Here is a 17,704-nt window from a genome sequence, read left to right on the forward strand (position 1 = left end):
CTCTCCTTATTTGTAAATGAGTGGGGAAAAGCCGGTTTTAAACCGGCTTAATCAAGTCAAAGAAAATGTAATCTCTAAACGTAAATGGGGCTTCAACATCGCCTCTTGTGGCAACTTCCCACTCGCTTAAAGTTAAGTCATTAAACGACACTTGTTTGTAAAGAATGCGCTCTGCACCATATGCTGTGGGATCAGCAAGTTCGCTTAAGATTTCAAACTCAAGATTTTCACCTCTTTTAATGGCTTCACCGATCATGCTGATCAATCTCGAATCCACTTTTCTAAATTTTAATGAGCCCGTTCCTTTCCATCCCGTGATTTTCTCACCTGGAACGAGTGACCCCGCTATGGGAAATTCATCTTTTTGAATCTCAATTTTGGCTTGAAGACCAAAGACTTCGCCCATAAGTGTGCTGTCTAACCACACTCTACCGAAAGTACCACTGATAACTTTATTTGGATTTAATGACATATGCTCTTCCTCCTATATCCTATAATATGATTGTAATAGACACATCTTCGATTGCATCAAGTGCCTTAACATTGATTTTAATAAACACATTTGAACCGGTATTGGCTTCTTTCAATTCTTGCTCACTCATGGCATCCACATCTTGACCCACTGATTTCAAGTAAGTCTTTTGGGAAACCAAATCAATTTCAGCATAATTCTTACCACTGTCTAAGATATTTTGTTGTTCTAGGGACTCCAAATAGGCATTAATCGCCGAAATTAACAAAAGTTTATTGGGATAACTGTTTTGAATCTTACCGATATAGTTGTCTTCAATTGTTCTCTCAATATCCGTGGCAATTTTATCGTAGATTCTAATGAGTTTAATCTTTTGATATTCAGAGGGTTTTGACTCTATAAGCGTCGTAAGAGATGATACACCCCTTGCCACTTTTACCTTTTCGCCGTCATGATAAAGGATGAATTCACCCTTATCAACCGCTGTATCTGCCACCGTTTTTGTAAGGTGAGGCACATCATCCACCTCTGAAAGTACTTGATACGTCGGTGCTACGGTAAGTGGCAAACCTGCAATCAGTCCCGCTATTCTAGCGACAAATTGTGTTGCTGTATACGTATTTTCGCCTACTACAATCCCTGTTGTTGTGAAGTTAACAACCGCTTCATGATCGGCCGTGCAACTCGGTAATACCGTTAAAAATCGTTTTCCACTTTCTCTTTGAGATTTTGCCCAAGCTGCCACAGTGGATACATCGCCTGAAATAACGTTTGGAATTGTGAGTACGTTGTAAATGATCGTCTCCAAATAGGAAAGACCCTCTGTATAATTAGCGCCCTCGTTATTGAGCACAACGAGTTTAATTTCTGAAGGCACGCCCAATAATGCATCTTTAATCCATTTTTGATTCGCATCATTAAGCTCCGCAGGCATATCTACAATACTTTTTAATGAATAGTACTTAACACCGCTCGAAACACTTTCATCCTTTAAAAGTAATGCGACGATGCCCTCTGCTCCGCTATTAATCGCTTGAGCTGCTTTTTTCGTAAAAATGATATTAATTCCTGGTAAACCCATAATTATACCTCCCTAAATTTTAAATTTTCCATAATTGGATAAATTTCAGATTCTTTTGTGCCTTGACTATAAAGTGTGATTTTAAAGTACAATAAACCGTCTTTGATCTCACACTGTACTGAAGATACTTCAAATTTTGTTTCATCGGTTGCCGCTTCAAATGCATTTTGAAAAAATGACAATATTTGATCTGCAACATCCACAAGTTCATCGTTACTTGCTGTTGGGTTTGCCCCATAATACACCATTTGAATCGTGGTTGTGAATTCCATTAGATTTTGTGAGATCCTATTTTGACCCGATACGAGTGTGCTCATTTGTAAACAAGGTCTCGCTTCTTCAGATGGCCAAACCACTGCATCCACCCAATGGATCGCTTTTAAATCAGACTGCAATTTTTGTTTCACAAGTTCGTATGCTTTTTTAGTCATTTAAAACTCCTTTCATCATTTTGACTTAGTCACATCTGCGCCAAAGGCATCGCCTCCTTTTAAAACTTAAGATCGAATGTCTGTGCATAAAACAACACCTCTAAAAATTGGCATAAAAAAAAGCAGATGTCGTTTTTATACGGCATGTGCTTTGGGACTTTTCATATGCAATTTGCGGTTACTTTATGGTGTAATGCATTCTCGACATCTTTCGACACTAACATCATAACACATAAAAAGTGCAATAGAGTGCAGTGTCGTGTTTTGAACTCAAATAATCTTAAACTGAGCGTTTGTCAACAGAGTATCCGCGTTGAATTGTCTCGAGTTTTCGCTATTTGCAAGGTCCTCAACTATTTTATCATGAATATTAATGCACTGTCTTCTGCTGTAGCAAACCACATTTGAGATCATCTCCCACTTATATTTCTTGAAATATCTCAACTTAATGATCTCCGTTTCAATGTCAGGCAATTGATCTAATAAGGACTCTACGTAGTTCTTTTTAAGGAATAAAGCCTCTAGTCTAAGTTCTATCCTTTGAACCTGCTTCATATACAAATCAATGATTTTTTGAGCTTTTTCATAAGTTGGGTCTGAAATTTGATTTCCTTTAGGCATATCCGAATATGTAATTGCAGATAATTCCCTATGTGAAGCTGCCACCTCTGAAAGTTCAAGGATTTCTTGATTTAAGTGATGGATTTCACCACAAAAGGTATTGTAACTTTTTAATAAATTTTTAATTTCAATTGCTGTCATAATAAAGGCCTCTCTTTCTATACTTATAACTTGGAAATTGCGTTTTGCGTTTACGTAATTTCATATTACGCTTAATGCAATTTCATGTCAATACGTTTGCGTAATTTAAAATGTTTATTTTTGCATTTACGTAATTAATGTGTTATATTAGTGATAGGGTTATTGTAAGAGGAGGTCAAAGATGGATTTTAAGAGTAAACTCAAGAAAAAAAGGCAAGAACTCAACTTGACCTTAGAAGAATTGGCAACAAAGGTTGGTGTAAGTGCTGCGACCATTCAAAGATACGAGAGTGGAGAAATTAAAAATTTAAGAAATGATAAGGTCAAGCGCCTTGCTGATGCGCTAGGTGTAACGCCGAACTATCTTATGAACTGGGGCGAAGAAGATTCCAGCATCAATACCATCGCCGCTCACGCACTCTCAGACTTAACCGCAGACGAGCAAAAAAAAGTCTTAGAATTTGCTCAATTTATCAAATCACAGAGGGATAAGAATGATTAAAAATTTATTAGATCACATTGAAAAAAAGAACATTGCTTTTGTAGAACACAAAATTCCCGTAAAAGACGTCAAGGGGCTCTATTTTGACGAAACCATTATATTGGATCAATCTCAAATCGAAACAGAGGCTGAAATGGCATGTATTCTTGCTGAGGAAATTGGACACTATGAAACTTCAGTTGGCAATATATTGGATCAAGATAGTCTTAAAAATATAAAACAAGAAAAAATGGCACGTAGATGGGCGCATAAAAAACTCATTCCACTTGAAAAATTTATTGATTGTTTTAAATATGGCTGTCACAATCCCTATGAGGTTGCAGAGCATATTGGTGTCACCAGTGAATTCTTAGAAGAAACCGTAAATACATATATGCAAATTTACGGTCGTTACGTGGTCGTTGATGATTACATAATCTATTTTGACCCCTTAGGTGTGATGAGGCGTCTCTAAACAGGGTTTGTTGTGAAAAAAAGGCTTGATAAAGTCATCATTGACTTTGATCAAGCGCTTAGTGTTATATTGACGCATTATGATTTCGATTAAAAGCTAAGAAAACAGATGTGTCAAAATTTTTGTTAAATCTATTCAATACTCACAATAATTTCGACATGCATCCGGCCACTGTCCATGAGATATTTTTCATAAATTTGATTCACAACATATCCGTTTAAGTTGATATGATCAAATAATTGCTTGTATCCATGTTCTCGATTTTTAATGCTATCACATACAAGTTTTAAGCTTAACACTTGAGGTTGTGCCTTGATTTTACCTTCCTTTACGTTTTCTAAAGTATAAGCAAAGATCTCATCGTAATGTGCCATGTTCTCATCAAAACTTCTTCTAAAGATGTGCCCTGAAGTGAGTTTTAAGCCGTTGGCACTTTCATAAAAAGCACTTATCACCGCATTTAAGTCCCTCTGATTCACATCAATAGAATTATAAAACAGATTTCCTTTTTCAACAAAGAAACCTTTTTCAATGCTATAGCTTATCACTTTTTCATCTCTTGAAGCCTCTGAAGTTAAATAATGGTTTATTAAAGCTTTCTGCTCTTTTAACTGTTTAATGGACCTTTCTATTGCCGTCAATCTATGAGCATAAACTGCATTCAATTGCTCATTCGGTTTCGCTGAATTATACACTGCTAATATACTTTTGATCTGATCCAATGGGATGCCAATTGCCTTTAATCTCAAAATTTCTCGGATAATTTCTATCTGGGATTCATCGTAGTATCTATATTGATTTGTCTCGTCTATTCTAACAGGCTTAAACAAGTCAATTTCATCATAATATCTTAACGTCTTCTTATTTAAGTTACAAATCATCGAAAATTGTCCAATACTATACATTTCTAATGCCTCCATTTTTCACCTTCATAAATGGCAGTTCAAAAAGCTTATGATGTTCATACTGTTTATAATCCGTTCGCTTTATGAAAGCAGAAACACATTTATTGATACGCTCTACCCCATCATGATTCAGTGCAATTCCAAGTTCAGCAGTTGCCTCTTTTGGAAATCCTAAATGTCCATAATTTTTAGTTTTCGCCATGACGATTTCAGGTAAAATCATCTCTTTGTCGGTGATTTCAATATTGGGTTGATCCTTGTAGTTAGGCTTTACAACCTCAGGCATTATCGCTAGCATACACGAAGTCTCTATCCATCCTGCATGAAAGTCATTGTGAAATTGACTGAGCTTATCTGATAAATTTGGATGATTATCCATTGCTTTTTTTGACACTTTTCCGCTAAAAATAGCCCCCATAGGTGAAAAAGCAACTTCATCGTATTTTTGATTTACTAAATCACATGCCTGCTCAATCGCAATTAAATGTTTTGGATCAGCATGTCCTGAAATAATGACGATATGCTTGATACCCCATGCCGCAATGGCACTTATGGATTTTAAAACTAAGTGGTAAAGCTGCTCCTGCCCTAGATGAAGGTTCCCTATAAAACCATCCATTTGAGCATATCCATAGGGCACGATGGGCATTGTAAGAAAAGTGTACTCTTCCATTTCCGCTTCAAGTAACTCAATGCTCTTATGAATCCAAAATTCGGTTTCATAGACATCTACCCCTATGGGTAAATGCTTTCCGTGTTGCTCGATTGGTGCTATGCCAAAGTATAATACCGTTTTGTCCTTATCTAGTGCTTCAATATCGCACCAACTCAATGTCATCACATTTTTACTCATAACTGACCTCCTTGTATTCTAAGATCAGTTTATAGCTTCCTTCTACTGGAAGGTCAAGGCAAATATCCATTATAAAATTTATTTTCCTTATTCTGATCTATTGAGCTACTGAAGCAGAAAGGACAATAGACAAGTATTTTTCTTCAGTAGAAGATCCTCTTGAAGTTAAAATGATTGGCACTTTAGCGCCTACTACAATGCCGGCCATCTTTGCGTTTGCACTGTAGACCAATGCCTTACCTAAAATATTGCCCGCAGTGATATTAGGAACCACTAAAATATCTGTATTCCCCGTGACTTCACTGTGATAGCCTTTGATTTCAGCAGAGGCCTTGCTGATCATTAAATCGTATGAAATCGGACCTTCCACCACACAATTTAAAATTTCACCCTTTTGATTCATTTTTTTCAGTAAATCAGCCTCCACCGTTTCTGGCATTTTGGGGTTCACTTTTTCAACAGCCGTAAGTACCGCAACATTTGGTTTTTCATACCCCAAAGCATGGAACACAGATACCGCATTCTCAATAATCTGCTTTTTTTCTTCCAGATTAGGGTACATCATCATCCCGCCATCTGTCATTGCAAGTAATTTATGATAATTATGAATCTCATGAAAAACCAAATGCGAAATTAAGCGTCCCGTCCTTAGCCCAAACGCTTTATCCACGACTGCTTTTAAGAGATCTGCCGTTTGGATTTTACCTTTCATGATGACATCTACTTTACCTTCATGAACCATACTCACGGCTTTTCGTGCGGATTCAATATCGTCTAATATATCTATAACGGATGTATCCTCTATGATTTCATTCAGATCATTTGCTATTTTTAAAATCTCCTTTTTATTGCCAATGAGGATTGGATCGACCAATTGATCTCTTCGCGCCTTAAAAACGGCTTCAAGTGTGTGCTCATCTTGAGCCACGACAACGGCTACTTTCTTTTTCACAGGCCTATCCTGTACCCGTCTTATCAACTCATCAAAATTCTTAATCATCACGTTTAACGCCTCCTGTAAATGTTTAAGGAGAACATTGCCTAAAGGTGCAGACAATATCCCCCAAATCAAATGACTCTACTTGATATATTTGTATTTTAATGTGCTACCCTTACCTTCAACCGAAAGGTCCGCATAGGGATTAAACTTCGTATTTTTAACCACACTGAAAAGCGCATACATTTGTGGTAAAAAATTGCCCCAGTTCCCCACTTCTTCTTCACAGTGAGCTGCCCAGATAACACCATCCTCTTGTGTTTCTTTCTTTTTAGTGCCGATTGCAGACGATTTACCCACAACACCATAATCTGTCTTCTCCCACTGATGGATTCTATATCCCATCGGTTCGGGATTTTCCAGACATTTTTCGCCGAGTCCTAGACCTGCAACGATGACACAATGTTCATAGATCACATATTCTTTCACCCATTCTGGCACATCTTCAAGTGCTTCAAAACGAATATACAAATTCTGTCTGGTACCATCATTCCATGTTTGCGGCGCAATGTGAATCGAACCCACAGGATTGCCATGAACAGGCGCCTTTTCCCATATTAGAGGCTCATGTTGGCTGGGATGCCAAAGTAAAAAACTCTTCTCCATATTACTCCAAAACCAATCAATCATTTTGGGGGTTATATTTTCGTGTTCCCAATCAAGATGTGTGCCTTTGCCGTCGTAGCTTGTAACAGATTTCATTATATTATGCTCCTCTCATCTAACGTGTTGTTATATACCCTTGCCATTGTGCCAAATGATCTGAATCCGGTCTATCCATTATAAAAACACCCGTAATGTCTTTATAAGCTTCAAAGAAAGGAAATTGATCGACTTTACTCCATGCGGGTTTAGTGAAGAGGTGTCCATTCTTGACCATGGCATTATGCCAAGCTTCACTATCATCAAACCATAATTCCACAATGCGATCAAAGGGATTAATTCTCGGGGAGTCCATTACCCTACTGGATAAAAATCGGATCACTTCTGGCATTTCAGCTGCTTCTTTCGCAAATGTTTCTAAAAACCACTGATCTCCTTCCTCTACAGTTACCCCTTCAGGATAGGATAAGAAAAATAGCCATCTAAAATTGGCGCCATCATCGGTTAGTCGTTCACTTCCCTTAAAATCATTTTCCCAAAAAATCGGCGCAAAACAGAAAACAATGGGATGATAACCCTCTGCCGAGCCTTGCCATCCGGATTGTCTTAAAGTATTACTTGGCGGTTGACACGTTATTTCCATAAAATCATGGGGATAAGCTTCTGTAAACGCAAGGCCTCTGGAATGTCCTAACCCCTTATCTTGAAAAATATTAAAATTCCAATAGTGCTCTGTCATAATCCAATTATAGGTTCCAAATTGCTCTGCGCCTTCTACAAGTGGAAGCGCATGATAAGTGGCGTATTTTGTGCAATACGGTCTAAACTGCGAAATGCTTTCAGGCACATGCTGCTTATACAGCCACCTAAACGCTTTGGGTCTATCGTTATCGGACCTAACATTATTTAAGATGAAACTTCTCATAGGTTTAAACTCTGGTACATAACTCATATGATATCCTCCCTGTTTATCCAATCCAAACTTTTATGCATTGAGATTTTCAATATACTCATGTGCGCTTTCTTCCCCTTTAAAAACTCGGTATGCGCCACTGGCAAGTGCTTCCATTTCATTTTCACCCGGCATAACCACGACCTTTCCTATAAATTCAACACGTGCTCTAATCATCTCTGTTAAATAATTTGAATAGGCAATACCACCTGTTAAAATGATCGCATCCACATCCCCTTTTAAGACTGTTGCCATTTCGCCAATGCCTTTAGAAATTTGATATGCCATGGCTTCGAAAACCAAAGCTGCTTCTTGATCCCCATTTTCAGCACGCTCTCCAACACTTTTAGCATCTGTTGTGCCAAGATATGCCATGATGCCACCTTTGCCGCGCATGCTCTTTTTAATCTCATTTTTGCTGTACTGACCACTAAAGCAAAGTTCGATTAGATCATTGCAAGGAACTCTCCCTGCACGCTCTGGCGAAAATGGGCCTTCATCATCTGCGATAATATCCACCATTTTGCCTTTAAAATGTGCATTGACCGATATGCCGCCACCCAGATGCGCAATCACAAGATTGAGATCTGAATACTTACAATTTATGTTCTTGGCATATTCATGTGCCATTGCCCTAGAATTTAAAGTATGACTAAAGCTCTTTCGCGGAACAAGAGGTGATCCAGAAAGCCGTGCGACATCTGTCAATTCATCTACAGCCACTGAATCGTAAATCAGTGCATCAATCCCCAATGGCTCTGCGATTTTGTAGGCTATAATGGCAGATAAATTCGAAGCATGTTCAGGTATCGTATCGCTTTTAAGACGATTGATCATCGTCTGATTCACTTTATATGCACCCGATTGCACTGGGGGCAAAAGGCCACCTCTTCCGACAATTAAAGACAACGCTTTCATATCGACACCTTTCTCTTTTAAAAGAGATGCCACTAAGCTCTGTCTAAACTCCAACTGTTCCGTAACGCGACCGAAAGAACTTAAAGCTTCAGCGCTATGCACTATATTTTCAACAAACACAAGTACATTCTCTTTATAAACGGCTATTTTCGTTGACGTCGAACCTGTATTAATTGCTAAAATCATCATACAATCGTCTTTTCTCATTGTCCCTCTCCCAATCTACTTTTATTTTCCATTATGGTGTATTCACACCGATCTTCCTCTAAGCTTATACTTATGGACGTAAAGGTTCAATAAAGGCTTTGTATTTTCCCATTTTTTCTGGCAAAAGATTCATATCAGGATGAGGCACTAAAGAAATTTCTTTAAGTTCTTTTGCATGATGAAATTTACCAGATAAATTCACATGTGAAAGCGCACGTTGTTCCTCTGTCACTGTAAAAGAAACAGAGTCCCCTTGAACGGTCAACGTCCCTTTAACACCACATATCCCGCAGATGGCTGGATTTACTTTATCCACATTGTTGATTTCAAATAATTTGGAATGGCATATCGGACAAACGCCTTTATCCCCAATATAAGTGGCTTCAGTCAATGGCTTCTTCAAAGTTTCAACCAAATGTACCCCTGAATTACGCGCTCTTTCTAGCCACTGATCGTAAAGTGCTACCACACCTGGAAGCGCAACCCAATTGACCAACATTTTATCGACCACCTCATATTGCATAGACAACACGGACAAATGCATCATTGGAAGTGCCAACGTATCCCATTCACTTCCACCCACTGCGATCAGTGACGCCGCTTTTGGCATAAAGGATCTTGGATCTGGCCCTTTTCCCGTCGTTACATTTTTAGCAGCTCTTGTTTGTTTTGCAATCAATTTGAACGCCATATCGTGTGAAGGGCCAAGTCGATCGTTTAAAATTTTAAGTTGCCCTGGTGCTGTTTTTTCATAGATTGGTGCGCCCAATATAAGACCATCACACGCTAATAATTGCTCGTCTAAAAACTCGAAATCATCTTTTAAAACACATTTGCCCGAACCTGACTTTTCAAGCAAATCAATCACACAAGCATTACATCCTGTACACGGTTTTAGATTGAGCTCTTGAAGACGTATAAACACCACCTCTGCCCCAGTTTCTTTTGCGCCCATTAAAGCTTCTTTGACTAAAATTTCTGTATTGCTCATTTTACGTCCACAACTAATCCCTAAAACTTTCATAAATCTACCTCCTCAAAGTAATAAAGCCTTACTTTATAACAAGCAATACCTATGCCAATATTCTACCTTCAAATTAACAGGTCTCTTAAATCATTAGCCGTCTAAACTTCGTTTCGCCTGACCCGTTCACGTCTAACCGCTTAGAGCAGGTTGAAAACGCCTGCCTCTAAGCTGGACGAAAACTAATGATTTTAATTTAAAAAAATAGCACGCATTGTGCTATTCTTCTATTTGATACTGCTTAATTTTACGCATCATTGTCGATCTGGATATCGCTAGTGATGCCGCCGCTAAACTCTTGTTACCTTTGTAAGCTCTAAGAGCTATTCTGATGGCCTCGTTTTCAATCTGATCCAAGGTTTTTAACGCCCTTTCTTCAATGGAGTCATCGCCTACTATGAGGTGCTTTTCTCGATCTAAAAACTCTAACCCCTCGCTTTTATTTTCCGTATACAGTAGGGATTCCACCTCATTTGCAGCTATGCTCTCCCCCTTGTTCAGCACACTAAAACGGTTAATCAAATTTCTGAGTTGTCTCACATTCCCCGGCCATGAATAGCGCAACATCAAATCTAAAGAGGCTTCCGAAAAGGTTAACTCTAAATGATTTTTTTGGATAAAGTATTGAATGAGCATTGGCAAATCTGAAATATGTTCTCTCAAGGAGGGGACCCTGATCTCCAAAGTATTGAGTCGATAATAAAGGTCTTCACGAAACTTTTTTTCATGACTCAAAGTCAGTAAATTGCGATTTGTGGCCGCAATAACACGTGCATTTGTGGGGATTAACCGATTGCCTCCCACCCGTTCAAATTCCTTTTCTTCAAGTACTCTCAGCAATTTGGTCTGCATCGGAAAGCTCATATCTCCAATTTCATCAAGTAGTATTGAGCCGTCATTTGCCACTTCAAACTTGCCTTTTTTAGAAGCGCTTGCACCTGTAAAAGCGCCTTTTTCATATCCAAAGAGTTCAGATTCCAACAATTCACTGGGAATCGCACTGCAATTTATTTTTACAAAGGGATTTGAAAGCGTTAAATTATTATGATTATGCACTGCATTGGCTAATATTTCTTTGCCCGTTCCCGTTTCACCAATAAAGAGGATCGGGAAATTGGAACACGCAGCACGTTTGGTCTTATCGATAAGATCTTTGACAATTTTGCTCTCTCCGATGTAATCGCTAAAGGTGTATGAACTCGCATTTCTAGAAAGGCTATGATACAAATTGGCGTATTCGTTATTTTCTGTTTTAGGCGTCTCTGCCAAAATTTTATTAATCGCAGAAATTCTGTTGAAATACACGATTCCAATAGCACCCAATAATGCTTTCCCATCAAAAACAGGGATATGAGATGCAAGCCCTAAATTCCCATCCAGATTGGTCAAAACGCCTTTATCAGACTTTCCAGTTCTTAAAACCTTTTCAAATCCCGAACTTTTTATAATTTCATTCACAGGGACACCAATGACGTCCTCATCTGTTTTCCCAGACATGCGTTTACTCGAATCCGAGAAGAAAATAATTTTTAGATTTTTGTCAACGATAAGCGCACGATCAAAGCTGCTGTCCAAAATTTTATCAAGCAAGCCGCCTCTTTCAAAAAATAACGCTTTATCAATATTTAAATGCATCTCGCGCCTCCTCTATAGTGTCATATTGACACACAAAATAAATCAGTGTGTCTTTTTGATCCCAGTTTCATTATATCGGATTTAACCCTATTCTGAAATTAATTTTTTAGAAGACTCGTTATCCGATAAATTTTCATACCCAAAAGTGTTATCATTTCACTTTTGGGTATGAATTCATCAACTCATCCGCTTTTTAAAAACAATATGTCAAAAGGAGGCCGAAGGCTATGTTGCTTCGTAAAAAGATACCCTTTGTGTCCATTATTATTATGGCTTTTTCTTTACTTATTATGAACACCGTTTACTACGCTTATATCTCCGATATTCTTATAAGAGATAACAAAGATAAAATGAATCAGGTCCTTGATATGGAAAGTGTTTTATTAGAGACTTTTTTTGATATGAGAAAATTAGAAGTCAACTACTTAGCAAATGATGCCTTGGTTATTAAAACCATTAAAGATTACCTAAATGACCCAGAACAGAATGACCCCAATTTTAGGCCACAATATGACGCCCTAAATGCTTTTTTTGAAAACATTACAGCAACGCGCAAGGATATACAAGCCGTGTTCGTTTTGACCCCTTCCGGTCGTACTCTCGCCAGCAGTCACCCAGAAAGTTATTGGCTAGACTTATCAGACCGACAATACTTTTTAGATGCCATGGCAGGCAAAACAGCCATCAGTAAGTTATTGGTAGATCGAATCGATAACAGAGCGGCTCTCTTTGTGGCAACTCCAATATACAATGATGATAAAAGCAATATCATAGGTGTACTCGCAAATATTATCGACACCACATATGCCTCTGAGAGCATTCACAATTTAGTAGATGTCAATGTTGGAAATGCCTACCTAATTGATCAAAGTGGCATGATTATATTTCACACCGACCAAGCACTTATAGGGACGCGTCACACCAATTCAGATATAGACGATTTTTTTAAAAGTTCAGATCTTTCCATCCCTAACAACTCACAATTTCAAAAAGAAAAGACGATTTACTATATCGCCTATAAGGCGATTCCAAACACGCCTTGGATTATAGTCATCGATCAAAATATGGATTTTATCATGCGTTCTGCTGACCAAGCACTTAACGTCATGCTCGCTATTACAGTCACCGTATTATTATTTTCTGCCACCATAGCTTTTTTGTTTTCTAGGCAAATTACCATTCCCATTACTGAGCTCAGCCATGTCATGCACAAGACCACTCGCGGTGATTTAAGTGCACGGTCACACTACATTAGTCAAAATGAACTCGGCGAACTTTCAAATGACTTAAATTACATGCTAGATGAACTCACTGGTGCCTATGAAGAAATAGAATCTAAAAACGATGTCTTAACCGCCACAGAAGAAGAATTACGGCATAATTACGAACAACTTGAGCAAAGCCAAACGGCTTTAAAAACCATTCAAGGAAAATACGAAACTGCTCTGAACGCTTCAAGAGACGTTGTCTGGGAATGGGATTACGAATCAAATCATTTTTTTGCATCAGAAGTATGGCATGAACTTACTGGATTAGACACCTATAACACTCAGATTGATGAAGTGGCATTTGAAGAGCTCCTTCAGAAAAAGGATCACGAATCGATTCTCTCCATATTCAGAGAACATTGGCGTACACATTCGCCGTTACTGACATTCACTTTTTCATATGTAGCCCCTACGAATAAAGTCATTTATTTTCTCGTTAGAGCAAACACGCAGTGGGATGTCCACGGAAACCCCATAAAGACATCGGGGATCATGGTTGATGTGACTTATGAAAAAGAAACCAGTGATAGAATTCATAATCTTGCCTTTAACAATCAAGTAACATCACTTCCAAATAGACAAGCTTATATTCTAAATTTAAAAGCCTTTATAGAATCTGATGAAGCCGTCCGCTGTAATCTCACCGTATTTCAAATGGACATTGACAATTTCATGCGCGTAAATGACGCTCTAGGTCACCCTATTGGAGATGAACTGTTAAAAGCACTTGCCCATCGTCTTACTTTAATTTGTAATGAAGATATCAGCGTTTATCATCTGTCCGCTGACGAATTTGCCTTTATTTTATATGACATCTCCAAAGAAACTGAAATTGCCGAAATCATCAGTACTCTCTATTTAATGCTCAATGAACCTTTTATTATTAATCAAAAATCCATTTATGTCAGTATGAGCACAGGGATTAGTGTTTACCCCAATGATGGCGATACCGTCAATAAGCTCATTCAAAATGCAGATACAGCCATGTTTACAGCAAAACATACGGGCAAATCCAATTATGTCTTTTACACGAATCTCTTATCTGAATTTGTTCAAAAAAAATTAGATATGGACGACCTCCTAAGACGTTCCATAAGAGACAAACTCATATCTATGCATTATCAGCCCCAATATGCGACTTTAAGCCGAAAATTAAATTCATTTGAAGCCTTGATGCGCATAACCACTGAAGACAGTACCGCCGTTTCACCCGCTGACTTTATTCCTGTAGCAGAAGAAAATGGACAGATCATAGAACTCGGTGAATGGGCACTTCAAGAGGTCTGTAGAACCATCAGAGAACTGCTTGATTTGGGCTACCACTTTGAACATATCAGTGTCAACGTCTCTAGTATTCAATTACAGCAACCTCATTTTGTTGACACCGTCATTAAAATGACTCAATTATATGATATTGAGCCCAAATATCTAGAACTCGAAGTTACAGAAAGTGTTTTATTGAGTGTTCTCAATGAACATGATAACACTTTGTCAACGCTTCGAAATATGGGTTATAAAATAGCACTTGATGATTTTGGAACAGGCTATTCCTCGTTCAGTTATCTTAGAACCATGCCGCTATCAACGCTTAAAATTGATAAGACATTTATTGATGATTTAGCCGATTCAAAAAAAGATCAAGAACTTGTACGCCAAATGATAGAACTCTCTCATGAACTCGGTATCAAGGTCATCGCAGAAGGTGTTGAGACCAGAGCGCAGTATCAAATATTAAAAGATAGAGGTTGTGACTACATTCAAGGCTACTATTTTAGCAAACCGCTCTCCTTGGAAAAAACCAAAGAACTGCTCACTGCCTCCGCTAACCACTAAACACTTACAAATTGCAAGTCATATCGTACCAAACTGCACCACCATGTGTTGATTTAGAAATCCCATCATTTTTAAAACCAAAGCTTTCATAATAAGAGAGCAAATGAGATTTGCAAGTCAAAATGACCGCTTTTTTGCCTTTTTCTCTGGCGTTCTCAATAAAAACTTTCATCAATTTTGAAGCAATACCCTTGCGTCGATAGGCTTCTATGACATCTAATCCAAACACTGCGATTATTTCCCCTGAAGGGATATGATGACTCGTATCGTGGAACATTTCATCATAAATCACCGGACTATTGGTTGTACAGCCATTGATAAATCCGATCAGTTGATCTGATTCTTCCGCCACGAAAAAGTTTTCAGGAAAAGTGGCCATTCTCTCTTTAATTGAGCTTCTTTCTGCCGCTTCTGCCACAGGAAAGCATTGTCTTTCGATTTCCACAACAGCCTCTAAATCTGTCATCTTCACATTTCTGATCTTAACATTTATGCTCATATTGATCTTCCTCCTGTTTCTTTGTAAAAAAACCTCAGCATGGTTTATACTGAGGTTTTTTATCATTATATCATATATTATACAGAGCTCTATTTTATTATGCCGTTTACGATGATTTGCTGATTTTCTTAAAAGCCTCCGTTTGACTCTTGATGCCCTTTTCTGCTGCAAAGCGTTCAATACTTGAAGCGCCAAAGAAGCCGTCAATGCCCTCAGTTCTCTCAATAACATAAGCAGCATCTTGTGGTTCAGCGATTGGACCGCCATGACAAATCACTAAAATATCTGGATTGACTTCTCGCCCCGCTTTAATAATCGCTTCAATTTTAACAACGCATTCATCTAAAGTCAATGCCGTTTGAGCGCCAATAGAACCCTTCGTCGTTAGACCCATATGTGCCACGAGAATATCGGCACCTGCTTCAGCCATTGCTTTGGCCTGTTCTGGATCAAACACATAAGGTGTCGTTAAAAGATCGAGCTTATGTGCTTTGCGGATCATATCCACTTCAAGATCATAGCCCATACCCGTTTCCTCTAAATTTTGTCTGAAAACACCATCGATCAAACCCACGGTCGGGAAATTTTGAACACCGCTAAAGCCAATCTCCTTAAGTTGTTTTAAAAATACTTCCATTACTCTAAAGGGATCTGTACCACAGACACCTGCCAGCACAGGCGTATTTACAACCACGGGAAGCACTTCAGAAGCCATATCCACCACGATGGCATTTGCATCGCCATACGCCATAAGACCTGCTAGTGAGCCGCGGCCCGCCATTCTATATCGGCCTGAATTGTAAATAATCAGCATGTCAGCGCCACCTTTTTCACTGCTTTTAGCTGTGATTCCAGTGCCTGCACCGACACCTACCAAAATATGTCCCTCGGCGATTTGTTTTCTATACATCTCCATAATTTCTAATCGAGTCATTTTATTCATATGAGTATCCTCCTAAAATGTCATCTTAATCTTAAACGATTGTTCTTAAACGATTGTTCTTTACCGATTATGCTTTTCCATCATGTCTATCAATCTCTGTGCAGCCGCTTCTGCGAAATCTCTATCGTTTATATGATATGGCAATTCTTCAAGCACAACAATGCTTTTATCCACATTGGATCTAATCGCATTAAATAACGCTTCATCTTCTTCTGGACCATAAAAAGCTTGGTCTTTTGCATCAATCATGGAGACACCCTTGAGCGGTAACATCATCACCGTATCTTGAGTCGCCATATTGAGCTTCTCGGCAAGTTTCTCACCGATTCTCATGTTTTCATCTATATTCGTTCTCATTAAAGTCACCGTTGGATTGTGCTTGTAAAATTTTCTGTCTTCAAACTGTTTAGGCACAGTATCTCTTGGACCGAAGTTTACCATATCCACTGCACCGACAGAAACGACTTGTGGAATACCCATTTTCCCTGCGGCTTCAAGGCGTTTAGGGCCTGCATTTAGGACACCACCCACGAGCTCATCACACCATTCTGTAGTGGTTAAATCTAAAACACCTTCGATAAAGCCGCCTTCAATGAGGGCCTCCATGGATTGTCCACCTGTTCCAGTCGCATGAAATATAAGAACTTCATAGCCCTTTTTCTCCATGTACATTCTTGCATAATCCACACAAGGTGTGGTCACACCAAACATCGTTGCCGCCACGAGTGGTTTTTTTTGAATCGTCATATTATTTTCGAACTTAACCATGCCTGCCATTGCAAACGCTGCATTCGTAAATATTTTCATAGAGATCGAATTTAACCCTGACACATCTACCACGGATGGCATCATTATAATATCGCTTGTGCCAACATAATGTGCTGTGTTACCAGATGCCACAGTTGAAACCATGAGCTTGGGAACCCCGATTGGCAACGCTCTCATGGCAGGGGTTACAAGTGAAGTCCCTCCAGTGCCGCCAAATGAAATAATCCCATCGAATTTACCCGCCTTATAAAGTTCAGGCACTAATTTTTCCATCCCTTGTGATAAAATTTCCGTTGCATATGCCCTATCTTTTCTCTCTGCAATTTCTTTAATGTCAGCACCACATGCATTTGCGACTTCTGCATTTGACACATCGGGTTCAAATGTAGGGTCAAATACACCTGTATGAATTGTAAATGTTTTTAAGCCAAGGTCTTCAATAATGCCTTTTACAAAAGCATACTCCCTGCCTTTTGAATCAAACGTACCCGCTATTGCCACAGTTTTCATCTCTTTACCTCCCAATTGCTGATAAAAGTACTTCACTCAACTCACTACAAGTTAATCATACCGCTGTCAAAAAGCAAAGTAAATGTG

Annotated in this window: 18 protein-coding genes; 3 read left to right on the top strand and 15 right to left on the bottom strand. The window is 38.7% G+C overall.

The window, feature by feature from the left end; genetic code table 11:
* Positions 1 to 37: 37 nt before the first annotated feature.
* The 4 genes from F3D3_RS20250 to F3D3_RS20265 form a co-directional block, all read right to left on the bottom strand.
* Positions 38 to 472: a phage tail tube protein gene (locus F3D3_RS20250; RefSeq protein WP_069876258.1), complete on the bottom strand. Its 435-nt coding sequence runs from the start codon at positions 470 to 472 to the stop codon at positions 38 to 40.
* 19 nt (positions 473 to 491) lie between these two features.
* On the bottom strand, positions 492 to 1,553 hold the full coding sequence (locus F3D3_RS20255) for a phage tail sheath subtilisin-like domain-containing protein (RefSeq protein ID WP_069876259.1): 1,062 nt from the start codon (positions 1,551 to 1,553) through the stop codon (positions 492 to 494).
* A 2-nt stretch (positions 1,554 to 1,555) separates the two neighbouring features.
* On the bottom strand, positions 1,556 to 1,984 hold the full coding sequence (locus tag F3D3_RS20260; RefSeq protein WP_069876260.1) for a DUF6838 family protein: 429 nt from the start codon (positions 1,982 to 1,984) through the stop codon (positions 1,556 to 1,558).
* A 270-nt stretch (positions 1,985 to 2,254) separates the two neighbouring features.
* Positions 2,255 to 2,746: a hypothetical protein gene (locus tag F3D3_RS20265; protein WP_069876261.1), complete on the bottom strand. Its 492-nt coding sequence runs from the start codon at positions 2,744 to 2,746 to the stop codon at positions 2,255 to 2,257.
* Positions 2,747 to 2,927: 181 nt separating this feature from the next.
* On the opposite strand from F3D3_RS20265, the gene F3D3_RS20270 reads away from it, so the two are divergent.
* Both F3D3_RS20270 and F3D3_RS20275 read left to right on the top strand, forming a co-directional pair.
* Positions 2,928 to 3,248: a helix-turn-helix domain-containing protein gene (locus F3D3_RS20270; RefSeq protein ID WP_069876262.1), complete on the top strand. Its 321-nt coding sequence runs from the start codon at positions 2,928 to 2,930 to the stop codon at positions 3,246 to 3,248.
* On the top strand, positions 3,241 to 3,702 hold the full coding sequence (locus F3D3_RS20275) for an ImmA/IrrE family metallo-endopeptidase (RefSeq protein ID WP_069876263.1): 462 nt from the start codon (positions 3,241 to 3,243) through the stop codon (positions 3,700 to 3,702). The genes F3D3_RS20270 and F3D3_RS20275 overlap by 8 nt, the downstream gene beginning before the upstream one ends.
* Positions 3,703 to 3,833: 131 nt before the next feature.
* On the opposite strand, the gene F3D3_RS20280 is transcribed toward F3D3_RS20275, so the two are convergent.
* The 8 genes from F3D3_RS20280 to F3D3_RS20315 form a co-directional block, all read right to left on the bottom strand.
* Positions 3,834 to 4,607, bottom strand: a complete 774-nt coding sequence (locus tag F3D3_RS20280; RefSeq protein ID WP_069876264.1) for a helix-turn-helix domain-containing protein — start codon at positions 4,605 to 4,607, stop codon at positions 3,834 to 3,836.
* Positions 4,600 to 5,460 (bottom strand): creatininase family protein, encoded by an 861-nt coding sequence (locus F3D3_RS20285; RefSeq protein ID WP_069876265.1) that lies wholly within the window; start codon positions 5,458 to 5,460, stop codon positions 4,600 to 4,602. The genes F3D3_RS20280 and F3D3_RS20285 overlap by 8 nt, the downstream gene beginning before the upstream one ends.
* Positions 5,461 to 5,557: 97 nt before the next feature.
* On the bottom strand, positions 5,558 to 6,460 hold the full coding sequence (locus F3D3_RS20290) for a bifunctional enoyl-CoA hydratase/phosphate acetyltransferase (protein WP_069876266.1): 903 nt from the start codon (positions 6,458 to 6,460) through the stop codon (positions 5,558 to 5,560).
* Positions 6,461 to 6,538: 78 nt separating this feature from the next.
* A complete protein-coding gene (locus tag F3D3_RS20295; RefSeq protein ID WP_069876267.1) occupies positions 6,539 to 7,159 on the bottom strand; it encodes a hypothetical protein in 621 nt (206 codons plus the stop codon).
* Between the two features lie 19 nt (positions 7,160 to 7,178).
* On the bottom strand, positions 7,179 to 8,012 hold the full coding sequence (locus F3D3_RS20300; protein ID WP_069876268.1) for a hypothetical protein: 834 nt from the start codon (positions 8,010 to 8,012) through the stop codon (positions 7,179 to 7,181).
* Positions 8,013 to 8,045: 33 nt separating this feature from the next.
* On the bottom strand, positions 8,046 to 9,137 hold the full coding sequence (gene buk / locus F3D3_RS20305) for a butyrate kinase (RefSeq protein WP_242877179.1): 1,092 nt from the start codon (positions 9,135 to 9,137) through the stop codon (positions 8,046 to 8,048).
* Between the two features lie 70 nt (positions 9,138 to 9,207).
* Positions 9,208 to 10,161: a flavodoxin family protein gene (locus F3D3_RS20310; RefSeq protein WP_069876269.1), complete on the bottom strand. Its 954-nt coding sequence runs from the start codon at positions 10,159 to 10,161 to the stop codon at positions 9,208 to 9,210.
* A gap of 219 nt (positions 10,162 to 10,380) precedes the next feature.
* Complete coding sequence (locus tag F3D3_RS20315) at positions 10,381 to 11,796, bottom strand: sigma-54-dependent Fis family transcriptional regulator (RefSeq protein ID WP_069876270.1); 1,416 nt, start codon at positions 11,794 to 11,796, stop codon at positions 10,381 to 10,383.
* 227 nt (positions 11,797 to 12,023) lie between these two features.
* On the opposite strand from F3D3_RS20315, the gene F3D3_RS20320 reads away from it, so the two are divergent.
* Entirely contained in the window at positions 12,024 to 14,897 is a 2,874-nt protein-coding gene (locus tag F3D3_RS20320) for an EAL domain-containing protein (RefSeq protein ID WP_069876271.1), read from the top strand.
* A 4-nt stretch (positions 14,898 to 14,901) separates the two neighbouring features.
* On the opposite strand, the gene F3D3_RS20325 is transcribed toward F3D3_RS20320, so the two are convergent.
* The 3 genes from F3D3_RS20325 to F3D3_RS20335 all read right to left on the bottom strand — a co-directional run bounded on the left by F3D3_RS20325 (position 14,902) and on the right by F3D3_RS20335 (position 17,617).
* Positions 14,902 to 15,396: a GNAT family N-acetyltransferase gene (locus F3D3_RS20325; RefSeq protein ID WP_069876272.1), complete on the bottom strand. Its 495-nt coding sequence runs from the start codon at positions 15,394 to 15,396 to the stop codon at positions 14,902 to 14,904.
* A gap of 106 nt (positions 15,397 to 15,502) precedes the next feature.
* The gene (locus tag F3D3_RS20330; RefSeq protein ID WP_069876273.1) at positions 15,503 to 16,339 is read right to left on the bottom strand and encodes a phosphoenolpyruvate hydrolase family protein; all 837 of its coding nucleotides are present in this window, start codon (positions 16,337 to 16,339) and stop codon (positions 15,503 to 15,505) included.
* A gap of 60 nt (positions 16,340 to 16,399) precedes the next feature.
* Positions 16,400 to 17,617, bottom strand: coding sequence for a Tm-1-like ATP-binding domain-containing protein (locus F3D3_RS20335; protein ID WP_069876274.1), 1,218 nt, complete (start codon positions 17,615 to 17,617; stop codon positions 16,400 to 16,402).
* Positions 17,618 to 17,704 lie beyond the last annotated feature (87 nt).

Origin of the sequence: Fusibacter sp. 3D3, from assembly GCF_001748365.1 — a bacterium.
Lineage (GTDB): Bacteria > Bacillota > Clostridia > Peptostreptococcales > Acidaminobacteraceae > Fusibacter_A.

Coding starts and splice junctions, on each gene's coding strand:
- F3D3_RS20275 (WP_069876263.1), top strand. CDS start 3,241: ATGATTAAAAATTTATTAGATCACATTGAAAAAAAGAACATTGCTTTT.
- F3D3_RS20250 (WP_069876258.1), bottom strand. CDS start 472: ATGTCATTAAATCCAAATAAAGTTATCAGTGGTACTTTCGGTAGAGTG.
- F3D3_RS20265 (WP_069876261.1), bottom strand. CDS start 2,746: ATGACAGCAATTGAAATTAAAAATTTATTAAAAAGTTACAATACCTTT.
- F3D3_RS20320 (WP_069876271.1), top strand. CDS start 12,024: ATGTTGCTTCGTAAAAAGATACCCTTTGTGTCCATTATTATTATGGCT.
- F3D3_RS20330 (WP_069876273.1), bottom strand. CDS start 16,339: ATGAATAAAATGACTCGATTAGAAATTATGGAGATGTATAGAAAACAA.
- F3D3_RS20335 (WP_069876274.1), bottom strand. CDS start 17,617: ATGAAAACTGTGGCAATAGCGGGTACGTTTGATTCAAAAGGCAGGGAG.
- F3D3_RS20295 (WP_069876267.1), bottom strand. CDS start 7,159: ATGAAATCTGTTACAAGCTACGACGGCAAAGGCACACATCTTGATTGG.
- F3D3_RS20315 (WP_069876270.1), bottom strand. CDS start 11,796: ATGCATTTAAATATTGATAAAGCGTTATTTTTTGAAAGAGGCGGCTTG.
- F3D3_RS20300 (WP_069876268.1), bottom strand. CDS start 8,012: ATGAGTTATGTACCAGAGTTTAAACCTATGAGAAGTTTCATCTTAAAT.
- F3D3_RS20325 (WP_069876272.1), bottom strand. CDS start 15,396: ATGAGCATAAATGTTAAGATCAGAAATGTGAAGATGACAGATTTAGAG.
- F3D3_RS20285 (WP_069876265.1), bottom strand. CDS start 5,460: ATGAGTAAAAATGTGATGACATTGAGTTGGTGCGATATTGAAGCACTA.
- F3D3_RS20255 (WP_069876259.1), bottom strand. CDS start 1,553: ATGGGTTTACCAGGAATTAATATCATTTTTACGAAAAAAGCAGCTCAA.
- F3D3_RS20290 (WP_069876266.1), bottom strand. CDS start 6,460: ATGATTAAGAATTTTGATGAGTTGATAAGACGGGTACAGGATAGGCCT.
- buk (WP_242877179.1), bottom strand. CDS start 9,137: ATGAGAAAAGACGATTGTATGATGATTTTAGCAATTAATACAGGTTCG.
- F3D3_RS20280 (WP_069876264.1), bottom strand. CDS start 4,607: ATGTATAGTATTGGACAATTTTCGATGATTTGTAACTTAAATAAGAAG.
- F3D3_RS20310 (WP_069876269.1), bottom strand. CDS start 10,161: ATGAAAGTTTTAGGGATTAGTTGTGGACGTAAAATGAGCAATACAGAA.
- F3D3_RS20270 (WP_069876262.1), top strand. CDS start 2,928: ATGGATTTTAAGAGTAAACTCAAGAAAAAAAGGCAAGAACTCAACTTG.
- F3D3_RS20260 (WP_069876260.1), bottom strand. CDS start 1,984: ATGACTAAAAAAGCATACGAACTTGTGAAACAAAAATTGCAGTCTGAT.